Here is a 23,735-nt window from a genome sequence, read left to right as displayed (position 1 = left end):
CTGTCATTTATTATTATTTTAATATTGGATTGCTATTCATGGCTGCATTGATTGTATATTCTCAGTAAGTTTTGCAAATGCTTCACGATACAAACATTGCATTTTAAGAAATTTTGCTGTTTTGGGTTATTTCAGATATATTCGAAATGATAGCTCCTGCGATTCTGCGATATTTTTCAGAACGTTGCACGAACGGAAAACCATTTTCAAGAAATGAATGTTCGCTCACGTATCAAAGAGCTAAAAATATTGATTCGAAGACATCGTTTGGGACACAAATGAATTAAAACCAGTCTATGTAGGAAGGAAATAAACATTCTATTTTCCCAACAGCAGACAATTAAGAGCTTCTGCGGGTTTCAATTGGCGCGCCTGATTGAACACAACAGTATTAACCTTGCTGATTAAACATTTCAGCAATGAGTTTTGATTCTTTAAGCAAAAATGCAATAGTGAAACTGAACCAAGGAGCCCAAAAAGAAAAATTACATCACAATACCGGCAAAGGTGGTTTAATCCAATACCATCAACACATGGCGACGTATTCTGGCAAATGGGTACTGGTTGTTTTGGCTGCCGAGATAATAGAGGTGGACTCGATGGCATTAATTTTGCTGAAAAAGCAAATTTGCCAGAAGTAAAAATGAGTTTAATTAAATTACCAAAGGGAGCAAAATCAGGTCATGAAGGTGTTTTACCTGAAGCAAAAAACACGTTGCAAATTGCTAAAATAAGAGGTCTTTTACTAAACACAACAATACTTTCTTCTCCTAGTCCTTCTGCTTTTGAAGATATAATAACTTTGGTTGCTTCAATAGCAAAATTACGTCAGCTGTCTAATGGCAAACCAATTGACTTTAAATTATGCATTGTAGATACCCGAGAATTTGAACTAATATGCCACGAAATGACTACTCAAAACTGCTTTCCTGATTTCATTACCGTAGATGGTGCCGAGGCAGGAATTATTACTGGATCATTAAAATTTGCAGATGGTGCAGGAATGCTATTTGAGTCATTACATATTTTTGTCAACAAAGCTTTAGTTAGTTTTAGAATTAAAGAAAAAATCCGAATCATTTCCATTGGTAAACTTATATTTGGATATTCCATACGGAGAGCAAGAGCAATTGGCGCTGACATTTGCAATAGTGCGCGCCGATGTATATTATTGTTGGGATGTATCTAAGCGTTACGATTAAACAATAACGAATGTCCAACAAGAGTTGTAACACAAGACTAAATGAGGATAAAAGGATTAGTGGTTACAGATAAGACAGAACGCGTTTTTAATTTTAATAAAAACACTTTATACTCCGCTGACGTGATCCTTCCTGCAGCAAGTAAAAAAAGCTTTGCTGGAGTTGACATCAATATTTTTGTTCACGGTGATGAATTAGTTCATTTATCCAATTTATATTTTTCGAAATAATTTAAAAAGTGTAATCAAGAATCAAAGTAAAATACGCTTGAATTAAAAGGAGGGCCTTTATAGCCCTCCAGTTGTTGATTCTGATTTACCATTATCAACTCATACTGTTGCAAGTATAGATGATTATTGAATTATCAAATCTTATTGTAAGATGGATATACTCAAGTAATGAATCAAAACCACATTTAAATTTAAGATTTAATAAATTAACAAGTGCTAATAATCAATACTTTAACCTCAAATTAACAGGTGATTTTAGTAATTACGATTATGAAACAATACTAATATGTATTAGTGGTAATAAAAAAAGGAGGACTTGTAAAGTCCTCCAATTGTTGATTCTGATTTACCAATACTAACTCATACCGTTACTGATAGAGTCAATTATAAGTTGTCAATCTCATTATAAAAGTAACAACTTAATCAATTAATCAAAACCACAATCAAAGATACAATTATTTTATTGCAATAAATTCATTGTCAGTATTTTAACTATAATTTAAAATTTTAAAAGCATTATTTCATTTATATAATTCATATTTGAAAGGGAATTTTATCATATAGTTTTTTAAAATTTAAAATGAGATCTTAACAAACTGCAAAATTATTTATTGGAGAAAGAGCAAAAAAAGGAGGCCGTTTTAAAGGGCCTCCAAATATGAACTTTGGTGTGTTGTTATCAGATTGAATCTTTCGATGCTACTAACTAATAAATATTCTTCTCTTTGCAGATGGACATATTCAACAAAAAACCAAAACCATATTCAAATATACAACAGTTTTTGAATTAAAAACCCTTGATAAAGACTTTAACATGTATTTAACGTGCTGTTTGCCAATACAATAACAACAATTCTAAACAGTTTATTTAAATCCCAACATTACGAATAAATAAGTGAATGCATTTTCAACAATTGAAAAATTTTAAAAATCATTTTTTTGTTTTACAAATAGGCACAAAAAAAGGAGGCCTTTTTAAAGGGCCTCCAAATATGGACTTTGGTTTGTTGTTATCAGATTGAATCTTTCGATGCTACTAACTATTAAATACTCTTCTCTTTGCAGATGGATATATTCAACAAAAAACCAAAACCACAATCAAATATACAACAGTTTTAAACATAAAAAACACTTAATTAATACTTTAACATGTTTTTAACTTATTGATTTGCATACTATTACTAACATATTATCGCTGTATTTTAGAGTATAAAATTGCTGATGAAAATATTCCAAAAAAAAGGAGGCCTTGTGAAAGACCTCCAACTGTTAATTTTGATTTACCATTATCAACTCTACCGTTCAGTACAATTGACTATCTGAATATTATCACTATTGCTGGTGAATTATTCAAGTGACCAATCAAAACTACATTTAAATATACGTTAAAATTTTATTTAAAATATTGATAAATATTACTTTAACTAAATATTAAGATGGTAATTTAAATCGATATTAAAAATGCTTAAATCTTTATATCCAGCCAATAAATATTTGTAATAAAAAATCAATCATTTCAATTCTTAAATAAGTAGAAAATGTATATTTGAAGATTAAAACTAAAAAAATGCAATTCGTATTCGCCTCAAATAACAAAAATAAAATCTTGGAATTACAAAGCATGCTTCCTGAAACTATTACCATTTTAAGTTTAGAGAGCATTGGTTGTTTTGAAGACATTCCAGAAACCGCAGACACTATTGAAGGGAATGCAATTCAAAAAGCAAATTATGTCACTGAAAAATTCGGGTATGATTGCTTTGCTGATGATACTGGACTGGAAGTAGACGCTTTAAATGGCGATCCGGGCGTTTTCTCCGCACGCTACGCTGGCGAACAACGCAATGCAGATGATAATATGAATAAACTATTAGAAGTCTTAGCAGTTCAAAATGAAAGGAAAGCACAATTTAAAACTGTTATCGCATTAAATTTAAACGGCAAACAATATCTTTTTACAGGAATTGCAAAAGGTGAGATTACTTTAAAAAAAATTGGTAATCAAGGTTTTGGTTACGATCCCATTTTTCAACCGGAAGGATTTCCTCAAACATTTGCCCAATTATCCTTGGACGTAAAAAATAAAATAAGTCACAGAGGAAAGGCGACTCAGCAATTAATTAATTTTTTGAAAGAAATCGAATAAGTTATGATTACAACATTTTTACAACACAATATTAAATTCAAAGTCATGATTTTATACTCAATAGCCTAAATCGAAACCTCAAATTTGTAAATAAAAATATAACTTTCTGATAATCAAATTATAATAAATCATCAAATCTTAAAATAGCATTAGTTTATATGGATTATAAACAGTAATTTTGCACCCTATTTTAAAAATACATATGAATAAATTTGAACAATTAGGATTGAGTGAATCGTTACTGAAGGCGATTTTAGATCTAGGATTTGAAAATCCGACCGAAGTACAGGAGAAAGCGATTCCCCTATTATTGGAAAAAGACACAGATATGGTTGCGTTGGCTCAGACAGGGACAGGGAAAACGGCAGCTTTTGGTTTTCCAGTTATTCAGAAAATTGATGCCAACAACAGAAACACACAAGCATTAATTTTATCTCCAACCCGCGAATTGTGTTTGCAGATTACCAACGAAATTAAAAACTACTCTAAATACGAAAAAGGTATTAATGTGGTAGCAGTTTACGGTGGAGCTAGCATAACAGAACAAGCGAGAGACATAAAGAGAGGTGCGCAGATTATTGTGGCAACTCCAGGAAGAATGCAAGACATGATTAATAGAGGTTTAGTAAACATCTCTCAAATCAACTATTGTATCCTTGACGAAGCTGACGAAATGTTGAACATGGGTTTTTATGAAGATATCGTAAACATCCTTTCGACTACGCCAGACGAAAAAAATACATGGTTATTCTCTGCAACAATGCCTGCTGAAGTAGCACGTATTGGAAAACAATTCATGAAAGATCCAATTGAAATTACAGTTGGAACTAAAAACTCGGGTTCAGCTACAGTTTCACACGAATTTTACCTTGTTAATGCTCGTGACCGTTACGAAGCTTTAAAACGTTTAGCCGATTCTAATCCAGACATTTTCTCAGTAGTTTTTTGTCGTACCAAAAGAGATACGCAAGCTGTTGCTGAAAAATTGATTGAAGACGGATACAGCGCTGCTGCTTTGCACGGAGATTTATCTCAAGCGCAACGTGATGGGGTAATGAAATCTTTCCGCGGAAGACAAATTCAGATGCTTGTAGCGACTGATGTTGCTGCACGTGGAATTGACGTTGACAATATTACTCACGTAGTAAATTATCAATTACCTGACGAAATAGAAACATACAATCACCGTTCTGGTCGTACTGGTCGTGCGGGTAAATTAGGGACTTCTATTGTAATTGTAACTAAAAGTGAATTGCGTAAGATTTCTTCAATTGAAAGAATCATCAAACAAAAATTTGAAGAGAAAACAATTCCTTCTGGAATTGAAATCTGTGAAATCCAATTGTTACACTTAGCAACGAAGATTAAGGATACTGAAGTTGATCATGAAATTGACACTTACCTTCCTGCAATTAATAGTGTACTTGAGGGTTTATCTAAAGAAGAACTTATTAAGAAAATGGTGTCGGTTGAATTCAATCGTTTTATCAATTATTACAAGAAAACTAGAGATATTTCTAATCAAGCATCAGGTTCTGAAAGACGTGATCATGATGACAGAGACGGTGCTCCACGAGAAAATAACAATAGTGGTGCAACAAGATATTTTGTGAACATAGGTTCTAGAGATAACTTTGATTGGATGTCATTAAAAGATTATTTGAAAGAAACATTGGACTTAGGTCGTGATGACGTTTTCAAAGTAGATGTAAAAGAAGGCTTCTCTTTCTTTAACACAGATCCCGAGCATACTGATAAAGTAATGGAAATATTGAATAACGTGCAATTAGAAGGACGTAGAATCAATGTTGAAATTTCTAAAAACGACGGTGGCGGAAGACGTGACCATAATGGAAGAAGTTCAGGTGGAAGTTTTGGTGGCGGAAGAAGTTCAGCTCCAAGAAGAGAAGGAAGTTTTGCCCCAAGAAGAGAAGGTTCAGGCGGATTTAGAAGCGATAGAAATTCGGCTCCTAGAGAAGGTGGATTTGGCGGAAGAAGTGATGCTCCAAGAAGAGAAGGTGGTTTTTCATCTGACAGGCCTAGAACTGAAGGTTCATCTGATAGAGCACCGAGAAGATCTGAAAGCTTTGGTGATTCACCAAGACCAAGAAGACCAAGAAGAGACTAACAGGTATTGTTAATTTTCTTATAATTATACTGGAACTACAAAATATTTAATCCTGTTTTATTACTTTTAAAGTCTTAAATCAGTTTATGAAATATTTTGTAGTTTTCTTTTTTTTAGTAATATCCGCAACAGCGTTTGCGCAAGTTAAAGAACCTTCACAAAAAGTTGATGGTATCATCATCAGTAATTCAACCAGACAACCCCTATCCAGCGTAAATATTATTAATATCAACAAAGTAAGGGGTGCTACAACTGATGCAGGAGGATTTTTTGAGATAGATGTTCAATTAAACGACACCTTACACATTACAAGTCTGGGTTTTCAATCTCTTCGTGTTAGGGTCACTAATGACTGGATCAAAAATAAAAGCACCAAAATACAACTTACTGAAAAAGCGATCGCACTTGAAGAAGTGGTAATACGCCCTTTTAATCTGACCGGTTATCTTGAAGTAGACACCAAAATTATTCCTGTAAAAGAAAACTATCGCTACAGTATTTCCGGATTGACTCAGGGATATGAAGCTGGCGAATATTCTCCAAATGCGTTTGGAAAAGTTCTTGGTTCTATCTTTAATCCAGCAGATATGCTATATAATTTCTTTGGTAACAATCCAAAAGAGCTCAAAAAACTCAAAGAAATGAAGAAAGATGATACGGTACGTAATCTTCTGGAATCAAAATTTGACAGAGAAACTATAGCCGTACTTTTAGGTATTGATAAAAATGAAATCCCTGAGATTTTACAACGTTGCAACTATTCGGAATCGTTTATAAAAACGGCGAACGACCTACAAATTATGGACGCCATTAGTGGTTGTTATGAGGAATACAAAGTTCTAAAGAAAAAATAAAAATTGTTATTGAATTAAAGTTTAGACTTTTATAATAAATTAGATTATTCCTCAATTCTGAAAAAATTGGGGACTTTTATTTTAAAGTCATTACATTCAAGTTCTATTCAAAATTTAAATAATCAAAAAAGTAAAATAAATGTCCAATATACCTTTCCAAACTATTGATTGGGATTCAATAGAAAAAACTGAACATATCGGGACAACAGGAATAGCGCATTGGCAAACAATACAATTAGGCGGACTTAGAATTCGTAAAGTAAGGTATTCCAAAGATTATCTGGCAAATCACTGGTGTCAAAAAGGACATGTTGTTCATTGTCTTGAAGGAGATTTTATTAGTGAATTAAAATCGGGAGAACAAGTTCTGCTTTCTAAAGGAATGACCTATGTAGTTTCTGATGATGCTAGTTCGCATCGCTCTATGTCTGTTAATGGTGTAGCATTATTAATTATCGATGGGGATTTTTTAAAATAATATTTAAGACAAATCAAAAATATTATATACATTTACCTGAATCAACAATTAAAAACAAAACCTAAATTCCTATATCATGGCAAAAAGTCAAGACGCAAAGAAAACCGCGAAGAAAGAGCCCTTAAAAACGGCTAAAGAAAAGAAAGAAGAAAAAAGAGACAAGAAAAACAGTCCTAAAAGAGATTAAAATTAGTGTTCAGCATTCAGTTTATAGTGTTCAGTTTCATTTGTTACTGAACACTATTTTTTTTTAAATGCTGAACACTGAATATTATTTCACCGGAATATTAGCTAAAATTTCCAATAGAAATTTCCAAAATTTCTGAGAAGAAGAAATACTCGCTCTTTCATCCGGAGAATGTGCACCATGAATCGTTGGTCCAAAAGAAATCATATCCATATCAGGATAATTAGTTCCTAGAATCCCACATTCTAATCCTGCGTGACACGCCACCACTTTTGGTTTTTCACCGTTTTGTTTTTCATATATTGGAACTAAAACATCTAAAATCTCTGATTCTGAATTTGGTGTCCAACCTGGATATGAACCTGAAAATTCTACTTCACAACCCATTAATTCAAAAGCGGAACGCAACGCATTAGCCAAATCAAATTTAGATGTTTCGACAGAAGAACGCGTTAAACACTGTACTGAAAGTTGACCATCTCCAACAATCACTTTGGCGATGTTATTTGATGTTTCTACTAAATCGTCAAAATCAGCACTCATTCTATACACTCCGTTGTGAGCAGTATACATGGATCTCACAAAGTAAAACTGAGCAATTGTTGGCATTACTTTAGTAGGAGCTGCAGCCATTTTTTCAAAAACAACTTCAAAATTTGGTTCCGTTATTTTAAACTCCGTTTTGATTTCGTTTACAATTTGCTGCATGTCAAAAACAAAAGCTTCATCATACACTTCGGCAATAATTACTTTTGCCTGACTTTCACGAGGAATTGCATTGCGTAAACTGCCTCCTTTTATTTCAGCAATTTGCAAACCAAAATTATCAAAACCATCAAATAACAATCGATTCATGATTTTATTGGCATTACCCAAACCTTTGTGAATATCCATTCCTGAATGTCCACCTTTCAATCCTTTCACAGTAATTGTATATCCTACAGAACCTTCCGGAGTTTCCTCTTCATCATACTCAGCAGTAGCTGTCACATCGATTCCTCCGGCACAACCAATGTCAATTTCATCATCTTCTTCTGTATCTAAATTCAGCAGAATTTGACCTTGCAGAATACCTCCTTTTAAATTCAAAGCTCCTGTCATTCCAGTTTCTTCATCAATGGTAAACAAAGCTTCTATTGCAGGATGCGGAATATCAGTGCTTTCTAAAATTGCCATGATAGCCGCAACTCCAAGACCATTATCAGCACCAAGAGTTGTTCCGCGAGCACGAACCCAATCCCCATCAATATACATGTCAATTCCTTGTATATCAAAATCAAAAACAGTATCCGAATTTTTTTGGTGCACCATATCCAAATGTCCTTGAAGTACGATTACTTTTCGGTTTTCCATTCCAGCAGTAGCTGGTTTTCGAATGACTACGTTGCGAATTTCATCTTCGAAAGTTTCTAAACCTAGGCTTTCGCCAAAGTTTTTCATGAACGCAATCACACGCTCTTCTTTTTTAGAAGGACGAGGCACTGCATTCAAATCGGCAAACTTATTCCAAAGTGCTTTTGGTTCCAGATTTCTTATTTCTTGGCTCATTTAATTTTGTTTGAGGTTTTACATTTACAAGTACCAAAGTTACAAAGTTTAAATTCCCTATGGTAGTAATTGATATTGTAATTATATTTACATTACCAAAATTCAAACATTGAAAACTAAATATTTCCTTTCCTTCTTTCTATTTATTCAAATACTGCTTTTGCAAATTATTCCCTTTTACCCCGCACAGATAGAAGAATGGTACAGCAATGGTTTCTATCCGATACTTTCATTGTTTTCAAGAACTATTTTCGGTGAAATTCCTTTTTCTGTCGGTGACTGTCTTTATTTCCTTGTTATTCTATTGATTTTTAAATGGTTTTGGAACCAACGAAAAACATGGAAATCCGAATGGAAAAACACTTTATTTAGCATCTTGAGTTTTGTTTCAGTTTTTTACTTTTTGTTTCATGTTCTTTGGGCGTTGAATTATTACCGTGAACCGCTTTTTGAAAAAATGGAAATTCAAAAAGATTATTCGGATGAGGATTTGTTGGCTTTCACCAAAAAAATAATTGCCAAAACCAATGCTGTTCAAAACCAACTCACAAAAAACGACAGCTTGAAAGTGGAATTTCCTTACTCCCAAGAACAGGTTTTTGAAATGAGTCTGAATGGATACAAAAACTTATCCGCGGAATATCCTTATTTTTCCTATTCCAAGTTGAGCACCAAGAAATCACTGATTAGTTTGCCATTGACTTATATGGGTTTTGGAGGCTATTTGAATCCGTTTACCAATGAAGCACAGGTTAATTATTTGGGTCCAATGTATAGTTTCCCGATGACTACAAATCATGAAATGGCACACCAAATGGGTTACGCCAGCGAAAGTGAATGCAACTTTATCGGCTTTTTAGCATCTATAAAAAATGATGATCCGTACATTCAATATTCGGGCTACAGCATGGCTTTACGCTATTGTTTAGGTAATTGGCAGGCCCGAGACGAAACGATTTACAAACAATTATTAAAAACTGTCCATCCCGGAATTTTGAAAAACTACAAAGAAAGTGAGCATTTCTGGAAGCAATACGACACGATTATCGATAAAGGTTTTCATGCTTTTTACGACCAATTCCTTAAAGTGAACCAGCAAAAAGACGGCATGGAAGGCTACAGCAAATTTGTGAATTTGATGGTGAATTATTACAAGGGAAAAGAGTTTTAGTCTTAAAGTTTGAAAGTCAAATGTCTTAAAGTAAATTGAATATCCTTCTAATACTAATTTTTGAGACAGATTTAAATATTTAAAAAGAGATAAGGAGAATTTAGAGCGTTATTTAAGTGACATAATTTGACTTTTTATCGCATGGTAATGAAAGTAAAAAAGTTACAGTGGAATGACAAACAACTCTAAAAGATTACCAACATTTAATTTCAAGACGTTCGAAAATTACACTTCATCACTCGTAAAAGTCATAAAACTTTTCTTTTTGTAAGGTCTAATGATTAATCTTCCTTCACGATCAAAACGAATGTAATTGTATACCCAATTCAGGAATACGACGGCCTTATTTTTGAATCCAATAAGGGAAAACAAGTGCACAAACATCCAGACAAACCAAGCAAAAACGCCACTGAAATGGTAATTAGGTAAATCGACAACCGCTTTATTTCTTCCTATGGTTGCCATAGAACCTTTATCATTGTATTCGAAAGCTTCCATAGGTTGCTTTTGAATTAATTTAAATAAGTTTTCACCCAATAATTTCCCTTGCTGCATTGCAGGTTGTGCCATCATGGGATGTCCTTGCGGATAGCTTTCGGATTCCATTGAAGCGATATCGCCTACTGCAAAAATATTGTCGTACCCCACCACTTGATTGAATTCATTGACCCGAATGCGTTCTACTTTGTCAACCAAAGATTTACCATCCAATCCCGCAACAAGAGCGCCTTGAACTCCTGCTGTCCAAATTACGGTGGCAGTTTCAAAAGTCAAATCGGAATTTGTGGTTATCGTGCGTCCGTCATAATTAGTTACGCGGACGTTTTTCCAGATTTTAACTCCTAAATTAGTTAGAAACTCTTCGGCAGCTTGAGATGATTTCTCACTCATAGTATTAAGAATCCTGTCACCACTTTGAATCAGATTGATTTCCATTTTGGCAATATCAAGATCGGGATAATCTTTTTGCAGAATGGCCTTTTTCATTTCGGCTAAAGCTCCGGAAAGCTCTACTCCTGTTGGTCCAGCACCTACGAGTACAAAATTGATGAGACTATTTTGTTCGGCTACATCAGTGGTTAAAACCGCTTGTTCAAAATTTTCAAGAATTAGACTTCGAATATTGAGCGATTGCGGTATGGTTTTCATAGCCATACTGTTGCGCTCAATTTCTTTGTTGCCAAAATAATTGGTTTTGGAACCTGTGGCAATCACGAGATAATCATAGCTCAATTCTCCAATTTCGGCGATTATCTTTTGGTTTTTAGTGTCGATTTCTTGAACATTGGTGAGTCTGAAATAGACGTCATCGTATTCCTGAATTACTTTTCGGATTGGGTATGCTATAGAACCCGCTTCGAGACCGCCTGTAGCTACCTGATATAATAAAGGTTGGAAAGTGTGATAATTGTGTTTGTCTAAAAGGACAACCTGAACTTTTTTGTTTTTTAGTTTTTTGGCTAATGCAATCCCGGCAAAGCCACCTCCTATAATTACTATTCTGGGTAAAGTTGAATTTGGGATGTTCATATTTAAAATAATGAAATGAATTACAAAGTTAGTGAAGATTTAAGGAATTAGCCTGTAATCACTTTTGTGTAAGACAAAGTAACTGAATTGATTAGTGAAAAATTAAAAATAAAAATAAAAAAAATTGCATTTGAAATATTATTATTACTATTTTAGCTACACAATTAACTCTAATTTAAAAAATATTTTTACTTATGAAAAAAAGAATTACAACTATTGTTGTTTCATTATCAATGCTAATTATGTTAAATAGTTGCGGTGTAATGTTTGGAGGAAGCAAATACGAAGGTACAATTGTTGCTAAAGATCGACCTAATGCAGAGATTTATGTTGATGGTCAAAAAATGGGTAATGGGCAAGTAACAGCATTATTTCCAAGAAACAAATCATTAAATGTAGAATTGAAAGAAGATGGTTGCGAAACAAAAAAACAAACATTTAATAACGCTTTTAGAACAGGAAATTTTATACTTAGTGTTTTCTCATTCGGAATATTAGGTATTGGAGTAGATTTAGGAACTGGAGCAGCATACAAACCAGACCACAGAAACAATCCTGCAGTCCAAAAAGTTACTGATAAAAAATACACTTTTAGTGTAGATTATTCTGACTGTAAAAAATAACTAACAATCCTTACGAAAAAGCCCTTTATGAAAATTTCATAAAGGGCTTTTTTTGTTAAAAAAAATTTGATACATTCCATTAAAGGAAATGTCTTCATAAAAATACCCGTGGAAATTAGCCCTGATGGGAATGGAAATCCTTTATTTACTGATTTTTATCAGGAAATAAAGATTGTAATGTACAGCGGGACGAGTCTTAGTCATGAAATGAATAGTGTTGTGCTCCTCGAAAAAAAAGTGCTACTTTGTAACAAAAACCAGTATTGAATTACTAACGTATATATGAGTGATAATCTAGAACATTCTTTTGTAAAGCAGTTGCAGGAAAATCAGAATATAATCCACAAGATTTGTAGGTTATACACTAATGGCGATGATGCACACAAGGATTTGTTTCAGGAAATTACAATTCAGTTATGGAAGGCTTTTCCAAAATTCAGGGGTGACAGCAAATTTTCTACTTGGGCGTATCGAGTCGCATTGAATACAGCAATTACTTTGTATCGAAAAACAAAACGATCCATAATTACTATAGAATTTGAAGGACGGCAACATTTCCTGAATGATGTGGAATATGACTACGAAGAGGAGGAACAATTAAAATTAATGTACAAAGCGGTTTACCAACTGAATGATATTGAAAAGGCGTTGATATTTATGTATCTGGAAGATAAAGATTACCAGGAAATATCAGAAACATTGGGGATTAGCGAAGTAAATGCAAGGGTAAAAATGAATAGAATAAAAGGGAAATTAAAAAAAATATTAAATCCATTAGGAATATGAAAGAGCTGGATTTATTAAAAAAAGATTGGCAGAAGAGCGAAAACTCTTTTGAGCAAGTATCGGAAATCGAGATTTATAAAATGATACATAAAAAATCATCTTCGATAGTGAAGTGGATTTTGATTATTAGCATTTTGGAGGTATTGTTATGGACTTGTCTAAGCGTTTGCTTTGACTCTGACGATTATTTAAAAAAAATAAAGCATGTAGAACTAATTGCCTATTTTGAAGTATTGACTTATTTTAATTACGCAGTGATATTGATTTTTATTTATTTGTTTTACAAAAATTATATTCGAATTTCGACCACTGCCTCAACCACGCAATTGATGCAAGATATTCTTAAAACCCGTAAAACGGTGCAATATTATGTTTGGTATAATTTAGCGATGCTTGTTTTTAGTTTGATTATTGGTTTTGTAATTGCGTTTGCTTACAATCCTGAAATGGTTGCCTTAAAAAATCAAATTAATTCTAACAGCAAAGTGATGGCGGTAACAATAGCTTTTTTAGCCTTTACCAGCATCGTGTTTTATGGGCTATTTTGGCTGTTTTACAGAGTCTTATACGGAATCTTATTACGCCGTCTGTATGCCAATTATAAAGAATTAAAGAAAATCGATTTATAAAAAACACACTTTTTTTTCCTAAAAAAAGAACTGCTTGACGCGCTACAATTGAAATAGGAAAGATTTTTAAAATTAATCTTAGATTATGTTTTGCGCATGTTTGACCGAAAATATTTTTTAATACGACACTGATTCTTACAAACCCGCTGGATTATTAATTTTAGACTAACAAACCTTACATATATATTGTTTGTGTTTTTGTAATGATCTATCTTTGCATTCTTAAAATATCAAACAATGATTAAGATTACTTTGCCCGACGGGTCAATTAGAGAATTTGCTCCAGAAGTAACTCCCATGGATGTTGCTAAAAGCATTAGTGAAGGATTTGCCAGAAATGTAATTTCGGCTTCTTTTAATGGTACAACTGTGGAGACTACTACCTCTTTGACGACGGACGGCAGTCTTACATTGTACACCTGGAATGATGATGCTGGAAAAAAAGCGTTCTGGCACTCCACTTCACACGTCATGGCACAAGTTCTGGAGGAAATGTATCCTGGAATAAAATTAACACTCGGACCAGCAATTTCAAATGGATTTTATTATGATGTAGATTTTGAAGATCATAAAATCACTGATGCTGATTTTAAGAAAATTGAAGACAGAGTTCTTGAAATTTCAAGAGGAAAACATGAATTTAAATTACGCCCAGTTTCTAAAGCTGATGCGTTAGAATTATACAAAGACAACATTTACAAAACAGAATTGATTACCAATCTTGAAGATGGAACAATTACTTTTTGTGATCATTCTACTTTCACAGATTTATGTCGCGGTGGACATATTCCAAATACTGGAATAATCAAAGCGATGAAAATCATGAGTGTAGCAGGTGCATACTGGCGTGGTGATGAAAAAAACAAACAACTTACACGTGTTTACGGAACCTCATTTCCCAAACAAAAAGATCTGACAGAATACCTTTTATTATTAGAAGAGGCAAAGCGTCGTGATCACAGAAAATTAGGGAAAGAATTGGAATTATTTGCTTTTTCACAAAAAGTGGGTGCAGGTTTACCCTTGTGGTTGCCAAAGGGAGCCGCTTTGAGAGATCGATTGGAACAGTTTTTGAAAAAAGCACAAAAAAAAGCAGGATATGAGCAAGTAATTACCCCACATATTGGCCAAAAAGAACTGTACGTAACTTCTGGACATTATGCGAAATATGGTGCAGATAGTTTTCAACCGATCACTACACCAGCCGAAGGAGAAGAGTTTTTGTTGAAACCGATGAACTGCCCTCATCACTGTGAAATTTATAATGTACGCCCTTGGTCGTATAAAGATTTACCAAAGCGTTATGCTGAATTTGGCACGGTTTACCGATACGAACAAAGTGGCGAATTACACGGTTTAACTCGTGTAAGAGGCTTTACTCAAGATGATGCACATATTTTTTGTACTCCGGAACAACTGGATGAAGAGTTTAAGAAAGTAATTGATTTGGTATTGTATGTTTTTGGCTCATTAGGTTTCGAAAACTTTACCGCTCAAATATCTTTAAGGGATAAAGAAAATAGAGATAAATATATTGGTTCTGACGAGAATTGGGAAAAAGCAGAAAATGCAATTATTAATGCTGCTGCAGACAAAGGTTTGAACACAGTAATTGAATATGGCGAGGCTGCTTTCTATGGTCCAAAATTGGATTTCATGGTAAAAGATGCTTTGGGACGACAATGGCAACTCGGGACGATTCAGGTAGATTATAACTTACCAGAACGCTTTGATTTGACTTATAAAGGATCGGATAACGAATTACACAGACCTGTGATGATTCACCGTGCTCCTTTTGGATCGATGGAACGATTTATCGCTATTTTATTAGAACATACTGCAGGAAATTTCCCGCTATGGTTAATGCCTGAACAAGCTATAATATTGTCTTTGAGCGAGAAATATGAAATATATGCGAAAAAAGTTTTAGATTTGCTAGAAAATCACGAAATTCGCGCCTCGGTTGATAATAGAAACGAGACAATAGGAAAGAAAATCAGAGACGCCGAAATGCAAAAAACACCGTTTATGTTGATTGTAGGTGAGGAAGAAGAGAAAAATGGTACGATCTCTATCCGTCGTCATGGACAAGAAGGAAAAGGAAATATCACCGTTACAATAGAAGAATTTGTTGCTATTGTAAATGAAGAAATCAACCAAACATTAAAAGTATTTTCAGTTTAACTTAAATTATAAAGTCATAGCAATAAGAAGCAACAGAGGTTATCAACCTCGCGTAGAAAAAAAGGATGCACACAGAATAAATAATCTTATTCGTGGTGTACAAGAAGTAAGGCTTGTAGGTGAGAATATTGAACCAGGAGTTTTTAAACTTTCAGAAGCCTTAAGATTAGCGGATCAATTCGAACTGGATTTAGTAGAGATATCTCCTAATGCAGAACCTCCGGTTTGTAAAATAATGGATTACAAGAAATTTGTTTACGAGCAAAAAAAACGTGACAAAGTCCTGAAAGCGAAATCTACACAAGTAGTCGTTAAAGAGATTCGTTTTGGACCTCAAACAGATGAACATGATTATGAATTTAAAAGAAAGAATGCGGAAAAATTCTTAAAAGAAGGCGCAAAATTGAAAGCTTTCGTTTTCTTTAAAGGACGATCAATTATTTATAAAGATCAAGGTCAAATCTTATTGTTGAGATTAGCTACAGATCTTGAAGAATTTGGTAAAGTGGAAGCGATGCCAGTTTTAGAAGGAAAGAGAATGATTATGTTCATTGCTCCGAAGAAGAAAAAATAGTATTCAGTTTGAAGTGGTCAGCGTCCAGTTTTACAACTTTAAACTTGAAAAAAGATAAGTAAGTAAGAATAAATTAAAATACTAGGAAAAAATGCCTAAAATGAAAACCAAATCTAGCGCCAAGAAACGTTTTAAAGTTACTGGTTCTGGAAAGATTAAAAGAAAGCATGCTTTTAAAAGTCACATTTTGACTAAAAAGTCTAAAAAACGTAAATTAGCTCTGACACACTCAGCGTTAGTTCACAAAACAGATATGAAAAGCATCAAACAACAATTAAGAATTATATAAGTAAGTCTTAAAGTTGTAAACTCAGAAGTCTTAAAGACTTTCGAGATTCAACTTTAATAACTTTTGACTAAATAATCTTTAGGTTAAAACAATTTAAAATAACCTTGGAGTATGGCCATTAAGCGCTTTTGATTTAATTCAAGCCGCCAGCTACAAAAACACATCAAAATTATGCCAAGAGCGGTAAATTCAGTTGCTAAAAGAGCAAGAAGAAAAAAAATAATGAAGCAAGCCAAAGGTTTCTTTGGTAGACGTAAAAACGTTTGGACAGTTGCTAAGAATGCGGTAGAGAAAGCAATGTGCTACGCTTACCGTGACAGAAAAGTGAACAAAAGAAATTTCCGTGCATTGTGGATTCAACGTATCAACGCTGGAGCTAGATTGGAAGGAATGTCTTATTCACAATTTATGGGTAAAGTAAAAGCTAACGGTATCGAATTGAACCGTAAAGTTCTTGCAGATTTAGCGATGAATCACCCAGAAGCTTTCAAAGCAGTACTTAATAAAGTAAAATAAACGTTTTATCAACTCAATTTAGATTACTTACTTATATAGAAACCCCAATCGAAAGATTGGGGTTTTTTGTTTTTAATTTTGTTGTAAATATTAAAAAATTATAGCAATCCGTTACCTTCTATTTTTAAATAAATTTCAGTAATTTCGTGCAATGATGTGCAAAAAAAAATATTTACCGGTTTTTTATGTATTCTTGGCATTCCTTTTTGCCACACAATCCTGTGAAAAGAAAAAGAGACATAACTCCCCTAAAAAACAAGATCTTACAGAAATCAACAGACTCATAGATATTGGTCACAAACATTATGAAAACGAAGCATATGATAGTTCCTATTATTACTTTAATAAAGCCAAATATGCTGCCGCAATAAAAAAAGATACTTCCCGAATTATTCACACCTTAAGCTGGTTGGCACAAATACAACGAAACCATGGAGATAATGCCGGAAGTGAAACTACTAGCATTGAAGCGTTTCCATTAATAGAGAATTCAAATAAATATCTTTATGGAGAAACTAATATATATATTGGTTTAGGTAATAATTACTTGCTTACCCATGAAAATGATAAAGCTATATATTATTTTAAAAAAGCAATAAATTCGAAAACAGATGATGACACTAAATCTGGAATTTTAAATAATATCAGTATGGCCTACACTGAAAAAGGTGATTATCAAAAAGCAATACAAATTCTCTTGCCATTGACACGTAAAGAAAGAATTATAAATAATGCCGAGATAATTGCTCGAATAAATGATAATTTGGGGCATGCTTATGATAAATCCGGAAATTCAAAAGCATTTTTTTATTTAATTAAAGGATTAAAAACAAGGTTAGATATAAAAGATAAATCGGGACTGATTTCAAGTTATTACAATTTATCTGAATATTACAAAACTAGAAATTTAAATCTATCTATTAAATACGCTCTCCTTGCCTACAACAAAGCGACTGAAATAAACCATGTGGACGACCGACTAGTTTGTTTAAAATTATTAATACAAAATACCTCAGATGATCAACTGAAAAAATATTCTCTCGCATATCTTCACATTAATGACAGTATTACTGACGTCCGACAAAAAGCAAAAAATCAATTTGCTAAAATCAAATACGATTTTAAGAAAGTAAAAGAGGAGAATCTAAAATTAAAAACTCAGCAAGCAAATCAACAAAGACAGGAACTATATAGAGATCAGCTTGTCTATTTTGCATTGGTAATACTTATTTTATTGAGTATAATTATTGCGAACTATCTTAAAATAAAAAATAAAAGAGAAAAAATAAAAGTAACGTATAATACTGAAATTCGGCTTTCTAAAAAACTTCACGATGAATTAGCAAATGACGTTTTCCAAACGATGGCTTTTGCTGAAACACAAGATTTATCGTCAAGTCAAAATAAAAAAATATTGATTTCACATTTAGACACAATTTATTATCAAACCCGAAATATCTCAAGAGAAAATAGCAATATAAATACCGGAACACCATTTGCGTCTCATTTAAAAGAAATGTTATCTGGTTTCAATACCAAGGAAGTCAATGTTATTACAAACGGTATCGATACCATATTTTGGTCCAATATTGAAAATTACAAAAAAATCATCATATATCGTATCCTTCAAGAATTATTGGTAAACATGAAAAAACATAGTAAATGTAGCTTAGTCGTAATCTCTTTCAAAAAAAATGAAAATAAGTTACAGATAAATTATAGTGATAATGGAGTTGGCGCAACATTTGAAAAATTAGCTTCGAAAAATGGTTTACAGAATATCGAAAATCGCATTCATTCCATAAAAGGAAAAATTTCATTTGACACCCAATCTAATAAAGGATTTAAAGTGAGTTGTGAGTTTCCGATATGAAGTAAATCTGATCGTAAATAAACATTTCTATTAATAATCTAAGTTTATTATATCGTGCAACTTAACTTTATCAGTCTTGAATTTTAAACTAAAGTACACCTCGATTGCAATGATAGCAGGCTTTGAATAAGAAATAAAATATTTAATTAAAAAAATGGACTGCTGAATGTGGAAAACCGTAATAGAACCAGAAAAGGAACTATTACTTTTGATACTAAATCTTATGTAGGATTTAAAGTTAATTTTAATTTTTCATTATAAACCAGTTACTTATGTTTAATAAAGTATTAATTGCCGAAGATTTAGACAGTATCAGTATAGCCTCAATTAAAGCACTTGAAGAACTATCCATAATGGAAATTCATCATTCAAAGTACTGCGATGATGCTTTTTTGAAAATAAAAAAAGCACTTCATGATAAAGTCCCTTATGAATTGTTAATTAGTGATTTGTCATTCAAACCGGATCATCGAGAACTTCGATTGGAGTCAGGTGAAGAACTGATTAAAGAAGTAAAAAAAATACAACCAGATATAAAAACAATAGTTTTTTCTATTGAGGATAAGTCTTACCGAATAAAATCACTTTTTCAAAATATAGGTATTAACGCTTATGTATTAAAAGGCAGAGACAGTATTCCGGAACTTAAAAAAGCAATTTACCGCATTTATAACAACCAAGAAATCGAATTATCTGAAGAGGTTGCGTACGCAATGAGAGACAAATCATTATTTGAAATTGAAGCATATGATATTACTCTTTTGAAATCCTTAGCGAAAGGATTTACACTTGACGATATATCCTCCGAATTCAAAGATTCAGGCATTATTCCAAATGGAAGCAGCAGCTTAGAAAAACGAATTAATAAATTAAAAATATATTTTAAAGCAACTAACAATGTGCATTTGATAGCCATTACTAAAGATTTAGGACTAGTTTAGGCAACTTAACTATTTCATAAAAAATTAGTAAAACAAAGAACCAATTTATTTTAAACCATCTACCTTGAGTTAATACTCTCAAAAATAAATGCCATTCTTTTTTAAATTTAAAAAAAAACAATCCATTTACGGTTTCCCGTAAAGATATAGTTTTTAAAGATGTTAGGTTTACCCCATAAACTTTAAAATCATTTAAAATGGCCAATTTCACAAGAGAAGACTTAGCATTTAACGGATATTCTCAAAAAATTGATTTGACAAATAATTCCGATTGTACTGAAATCTTTGATCACATATATATCGATAAAACAGAAGAATTTCAAATAATCCATTTCTGCAATCAGTTTTTAGAAAAATATAAAGTTCCCCAAACTAAAGCCAGTTTTCAAAAAGTAGAAAGTTTTTTACAACATCCCGAATTAGAAAATGAAGACCACAAAGATCATTTACAAGATTGGATTGCCAGTAACTGGATAAAAATATAATTTCTTTTACTTCTCGATTCGATTGCAAAAAAAATATGCGTTTAGAATTAAACAATCACCATAAATATTTATAACTGTTATACTTCATTTTAATAGAATCGAAAAATAACATTTAGACAATACATATTATTATTTTGATGCGTTACGGTTTACCTCAAGGAAATTTGCTTTATCGCTTTTAATTTTGATGAAATCATAAATTTAAATTATTTTCATAATCAATTCAGTCTTGAAAAATTACGAAAACGAAGTTCAGAATCCTTTCACTGTGAAAGAAAAAGAAAATCAAGTATATGACAAATGGAACAAAAGAATTTAAGATGGTGAAAATTATGTAAAAGAATATCTAAAGATTGATAAGAAATCACTTTAGACAAATACCGTTTCCTTATCAAAATGTCTACACATGAAAATCAAAACAGAGGTTTTAAATACGAAATTGAATAAACCAATGGAAATGAATAACGGACTGTTGACAAAAATACAAATAAAAAAATTTAGAAAATTTAATTGAAAATAGTAAATAAATGATGTGATTAAATCTTTATTAAAGACAAAATGAAAAAAAATATTTTAATTGGGGTAATAGTATTAATCCTGCTTTTTTCTTATCCAACAAAACTAAAACACAAATACAATAATAGGACAAATAAAGAAAATGCAATTTTAATAACAGTATTAAACGGAGGAAAATTTGATTCTGACGAAGAAAATTCAACGAAAATTTCTGAAGAATTTTACAAGAAAAATTTCATCCAAAATCCGTTTGATATTTACAAGAATGAAAATACTATCCAGCATTCCTCAAGAAACAATAAAGGAAAAATCATGCTTTCATACGATCATTATATAATTCCTGAAACTAAACTTGATTAACAATTTTTCAGTAAATAAAATTTACACCAACAATAAAAATAATGAAACCATTACACCTTTTAAATACAAATTTATTGTTTTTTGTACAAATAGTAATGTTGCTTATAGGCGCAATTGGCCTTATTTATTTAGTTTATTATTTATGGAAGAAATAAATAATTAAAAAAAGTTTTTCTGCAAACTCTAAGAATAACGGTAAATTAATTAAGATAAATAACACACGTCATGAACCTTACAAATAATTTTAGAAAATTAACATTAAATAAAAATGGAATACTTTTAATTCTCAAAACAAAAGAAAATAAACAAATTTTATTTTCTGATTTAGATCTAATTTACATAACTGTAAACAAAATGAAAACCATTTATGAAGTTCTAATATTGCTGTCTGCTGCAGGTATAGCGGCATTTAATTATTTATATTTCCAAATTGACTTAATCCTAATCATTGCTTTCTTGGTCGTAATTGCTATCATTATAAAAAAGAATGACTACAAAAGCTACAGCTTAAAATTACGCTTAAAAAACGGTCAAATTTTTAAAAATAAAGTACATTTAAAATCAAAACATCTTACAATAGATATTGTAAATGAGGTTCGAAAAGAAATTTATACTATTAAAATACAAAAAAGTAATGAAGCTCTAATTTCAGTTTCATAGCTACAAATTTAAAAAAATGAAGAAATAATTTAATCCTTCCTTTATCAATTTTACTAAAAGAGATAATAAATTAAATCTGGTCCATATCGAATAACTACCGTCGATTTATTCTAATTTTACAACTTATAACATCCGTAACATTTGAATGCATTGAAATCCTTTTGTTTTCTTCTATTTGTACTTTCCCCCTTCAGCATTCTATCTCAAACCAAATTGATTTCTTGGAATATAGAAAATTTTGGAAAATCTAAATCAGAGAAAACAATAAACTACATCGCCAATACGCTGAGAGAATACGACATCATTGCAATTCAGGAAATTGTTGCGGGTTATGGAGGAGCACAGGCAGTAGCAAAACTGGCCGATGAACTCAATCGTAAAGGTGCTAAATGGGATTATGTGATTAGTGACCCGACCAGCAGTAGTGCCTATAAAACCGAGCGTTACGCTTTTATTTGGAAAACTAGCAAGGTAACAAAAATTGGAAGAGCATGGCTCGAACAAAAATACCATCTAGAAATAGTAAGAGAACCCTATTTTTGTACGTTCGAATATAAAAATAAACAATTTACAGTGGTAAATTTTCATGCCATTTCTAAAAAAAGTCAACCTGAAACCGAAATTAAATATTTTAAATTTCTACCGGACGAATATCCTCATTTAAATTTAATTTTTTCGGGAGATTTTAACTGTCCACAATCGCATAACGTTTTTAATCCTTTGAAAAAAATGGGGTACGAATCAATTTTGATTGATCAAAAAACATCGCTTAAACAAGAATGTAAAAATGAAAAATGCCTCGCATCCGAATTTGACAATATGTATTACAATTCTTTAAAAGTAAATTCCCTAAAATCGGGTATAATTCACTTTTATAAAAATTTTACTTCATTAAAAGAAGCCCGGACAGTATCGGATCACATTCCTATTTGGTTTGAATTTTCTTTAAATTAACAACAATTTAATTCATAACAGTTTAATCGAAAACTTCAAAATTATCTCCGTCAAAACTGGCAAAAACCATACTTGGATGCGAATCCTGATGAAACACATTTCCTTGATTATCAACAGCAATCGCGCCTGCAAAACCATCATAAGGTTTCAATTCGTTAAACGTTTTGGTGAAAGCGTCTTGCAATGAAAACCCATCGGTAACTCGAGTGACGATTTTTGCCGCCGTCGCATTACTCACGATGTCCTCACCTACTCCGGTCAAACTCACGCCGCAAAATGCGTTGGCATAATTCCCGGCTACAGTAGCGGAATCAGATATACGACCCGGCATTTCAAATCCCTTACCGCCAGTAGAAGTCGCAGCGGCAATTTTACCATTTTGGTCCAAAGCCACGCAACCTACCGTTCCTGTTCCCAGTGATTTTAGTTTCGCTTCATATTCCGCTTTTCGCTGTGGAATTTCAGTTGAAAAAGGTTCAAAACCATGTTGTCTTGCAAAATTAGTTGCTCCACTTCCTCCCAAAATTCTATCGTCATATTGCATTAGCACTTGGGCAACCTGAACAGGATTTTTAACTGCTTCAATATTGATGACGCCACTCATTTTCTGGGTTTCACCATCCATAATCGCAGCACTCATTCTTATTTTTCCGTCACTTTGTATTTGCGATCCAGTTCCAGCATTAAATAATTCGTCATCTTCTAAAAGGGAAATAGCATAAACAACCGTCTCTAATCCGGTGTGTGTTTTCAAAAAATCGTAAGAATCTTTGACAATTCGTTCTAAAGCCTTTTGCTTAGCGACTTTTGTTTCGTGATTGGTTGATGATTCCGAGAAAAAACCACCATGTATAATTAGTTTCATATTTGA

At 32.4% G+C, this 23,735-nt stretch carries 22 protein-coding genes and 1 pseudogene; 20 read left to right on the top strand and 3 right to left on the bottom strand.

Annotation, left to right across the window (positions count from 1 at the left end; all coding sequences use genetic code 11):
• The first annotated feature begins 419 nt into the window (after positions 1 to 419).
• The 6 genes and pseudogenes from ACP7AT_RS12955 (at position 420) to ACP7AT_RS12930 (ending at position 7,038) form a co-directional block, all read left to right on the top strand.
• Positions 420 to 1,189: pseudogene (locus tag ACP7AT_RS12955) on the top strand (glutamate synthase-related protein).
• A gap of 54 nt (positions 1,190 to 1,243) precedes the next feature.
• On the top strand, positions 1,244 to 1,432 hold the full coding sequence (locus ACP7AT_RS12950; protein ID WP_426064756.1) for a hypothetical protein: 189 nt from the start codon (positions 1,244 to 1,246) through the stop codon (positions 1,430 to 1,432).
• Between the two features lie 1,567 nt (positions 1,433 to 2,999).
• On the top strand, positions 3,000 to 3,578 hold the full coding sequence (locus ACP7AT_RS12945) for a non-canonical purine NTP diphosphatase (protein WP_426064755.1): 579 nt from the start codon (positions 3,000 to 3,002) through the stop codon (positions 3,576 to 3,578).
• A gap of 202 nt (positions 3,579 to 3,780) precedes the next feature.
• Positions 3,781 to 5,706 (top strand): DEAD/DEAH box helicase, encoded by a 1,926-nt coding sequence (locus ACP7AT_RS12940; protein WP_426064753.1) that lies wholly within the window; start codon positions 3,781 to 3,783, stop codon positions 5,704 to 5,706.
• Positions 5,707 to 5,792: 86 nt separating this feature from the next.
• Complete coding sequence (locus ACP7AT_RS12935; RefSeq protein WP_426064752.1) at positions 5,793 to 6,560, top strand: carboxypeptidase-like regulatory domain-containing protein; 768 nt, start codon at positions 5,793 to 5,795, stop codon at positions 6,558 to 6,560.
• 139 nt (positions 6,561 to 6,699) lie between these two features.
• Positions 6,700 to 7,038 carry a DHCW motif cupin fold protein gene (locus ACP7AT_RS12930; protein WP_426064750.1) on the top strand — a complete coding sequence of 113 codons (339 nt, stop codon included), beginning with the start codon at positions 6,700 to 6,702 and terminating at the stop codon, positions 7,036 to 7,038.
• Between the two features lie 271 nt (positions 7,039 to 7,309).
• Here the strand turns inward: ACP7AT_RS12930 and ACP7AT_RS12925 are convergent, their stop codons facing one another.
• Complete coding sequence (locus ACP7AT_RS12925) at positions 7,310 to 8,773, bottom strand: aminoacyl-histidine dipeptidase (protein WP_426064749.1); 1,464 nt, start codon at positions 8,771 to 8,773, stop codon at positions 7,310 to 7,312.
• A 109-nt stretch (positions 8,774 to 8,882) separates the two neighbouring features.
• On the opposite strand from ACP7AT_RS12925, the gene ACP7AT_RS12920 reads away from it, so the two are divergent.
• Positions 8,883 to 9,944 (top strand): DUF3810 domain-containing protein, encoded by a 1,062-nt coding sequence (locus ACP7AT_RS12920; protein ID WP_426064747.1) that lies wholly within the window; start codon positions 8,883 to 8,885, stop codon positions 9,942 to 9,944.
• Between the two features lie 225 nt (positions 9,945 to 10,169).
• Here ACP7AT_RS12920 and ACP7AT_RS12915 read toward each other — a convergent pair whose 3' ends face one another.
• Entirely contained in the window at positions 10,170 to 11,474 is a 1,305-nt protein-coding gene (locus tag ACP7AT_RS12915) for an NAD(P)/FAD-dependent oxidoreductase (protein WP_426064746.1), read from the bottom strand.
• A 194-nt stretch (positions 11,475 to 11,668) separates the two neighbouring features.
• On the opposite strand from ACP7AT_RS12915, the gene ACP7AT_RS12910 reads away from it, so the two are divergent.
• From ACP7AT_RS12910 to ACP7AT_RS12850, 13 genes are all read left to right on the top strand, one after another.
• Positions 11,669 to 12,097, top strand: coding sequence for a hypothetical protein (locus ACP7AT_RS12910; RefSeq protein ID WP_426064745.1), 429 nt, complete (start codon positions 11,669 to 11,671; stop codon positions 12,095 to 12,097).
• 282 nt (positions 12,098 to 12,379) lie between these two features.
• Positions 12,380 to 12,883 carry an RNA polymerase sigma factor gene (locus ACP7AT_RS12905; RefSeq protein ID WP_426064744.1) on the top strand — a complete coding sequence of 168 codons (504 nt, stop codon included), beginning with the start codon at positions 12,380 to 12,382 and terminating at the stop codon, positions 12,881 to 12,883.
• Positions 12,880 to 13,512, top strand: coding sequence for a hypothetical protein (locus ACP7AT_RS12900; RefSeq protein WP_426064742.1), 633 nt, complete (start codon positions 12,880 to 12,882; stop codon positions 13,510 to 13,512). The genes ACP7AT_RS12905 and ACP7AT_RS12900 overlap by 4 nt, the downstream gene beginning before the upstream one ends.
• Positions 13,513 to 13,749: 237 nt before the next feature.
• Positions 13,750 to 15,696 carry a threonine--tRNA ligase gene (gene thrS, locus ACP7AT_RS12895; RefSeq protein WP_426064741.1) on the top strand — a complete coding sequence of 649 codons (1,947 nt, stop codon included), beginning with the start codon at positions 13,750 to 13,752 and terminating at the stop codon, positions 15,694 to 15,696.
• Between the two features lie 16 nt (positions 15,697 to 15,712).
• Entirely contained in the window at positions 15,713 to 16,270 is a 558-nt protein-coding gene (infC, locus tag ACP7AT_RS12890; RefSeq protein ID WP_369699884.1) for a translation initiation factor IF-3, read from the top strand.
• A gap of 91 nt (positions 16,271 to 16,361) precedes the next feature.
• On the top strand, positions 16,362 to 16,559 hold the full coding sequence (gene rpmI, locus ACP7AT_RS12885) for a 50S ribosomal protein L35 (protein WP_022827375.1): 198 nt from the start codon (positions 16,362 to 16,364) through the stop codon (positions 16,557 to 16,559).
• A 171-nt stretch (positions 16,560 to 16,730) separates the two neighbouring features.
• On the top strand, positions 16,731 to 17,075 hold the full coding sequence (gene rplT, locus ACP7AT_RS12880; RefSeq protein WP_091205336.1) for a 50S ribosomal protein L20: 345 nt from the start codon (positions 16,731 to 16,733) through the stop codon (positions 17,073 to 17,075).
• A 151-nt stretch (positions 17,076 to 17,226) separates the two neighbouring features.
• On the top strand, positions 17,227 to 18,948 hold the full coding sequence (locus ACP7AT_RS12875; protein ID WP_426064739.1) for a tetratricopeptide repeat-containing sensor histidine kinase: 1,722 nt from the start codon (positions 17,227 to 17,229) through the stop codon (positions 18,946 to 18,948).
• Between the two features lie 272 nt (positions 18,949 to 19,220).
• A complete protein-coding gene (locus ACP7AT_RS12870) occupies positions 19,221 to 19,889 on the top strand; it encodes a response regulator (protein WP_426064738.1) in 669 nt (222 codons plus the stop codon).
• Positions 19,890 to 20,086: 197 nt separating this feature from the next.
• A complete protein-coding gene (locus ACP7AT_RS12865) occupies positions 20,087 to 20,374 on the top strand; it encodes a hypothetical protein (RefSeq protein WP_426064737.1) in 288 nt (95 codons plus the stop codon).
• 558 nt (positions 20,375 to 20,932) lie between these two features.
• A complete protein-coding gene (locus ACP7AT_RS12860) occupies positions 20,933 to 21,250 on the top strand; it encodes a hypothetical protein (RefSeq protein WP_426064736.1) in 318 nt (105 codons plus the stop codon).
• Between the two features lie 354 nt (positions 21,251 to 21,604).
• A complete protein-coding gene (locus tag ACP7AT_RS12855; protein ID WP_426064735.1) occupies positions 21,605 to 21,910 on the top strand; it encodes a hypothetical protein in 306 nt (101 codons plus the stop codon).
• A gap of 213 nt (positions 21,911 to 22,123) precedes the next feature.
• Positions 22,124 to 22,864, top strand: coding sequence for an endonuclease/exonuclease/phosphatase family protein (locus tag ACP7AT_RS12850; RefSeq protein ID WP_426064734.1), 741 nt, complete (start codon positions 22,124 to 22,126; stop codon positions 22,862 to 22,864).
• A 22-nt stretch (positions 22,865 to 22,886) separates the two neighbouring features.
• On the opposite strand, the gene ACP7AT_RS12845 is transcribed toward ACP7AT_RS12850, so the two are convergent.
• Complete coding sequence (locus ACP7AT_RS12845) at positions 22,887 to 23,729, bottom strand: isoaspartyl peptidase/L-asparaginase (RefSeq protein ID WP_426064733.1); 843 nt, start codon at positions 23,727 to 23,729, stop codon at positions 22,887 to 22,889.
• Positions 23,730 to 23,735 lie beyond the last annotated feature (6 nt).

The organism is Flavobacterium sp. DSP2-3-1, assembly GCF_049896865.1.
GTDB lineage: Bacteria > Bacteroidota > Bacteroidia > Flavobacteriales > Flavobacteriaceae > Flavobacterium.
The sequence above is the reverse complement of the archived record's forward strand: the minus strand, read 5'-3'. Positions and strand labels throughout refer to the sequence as shown.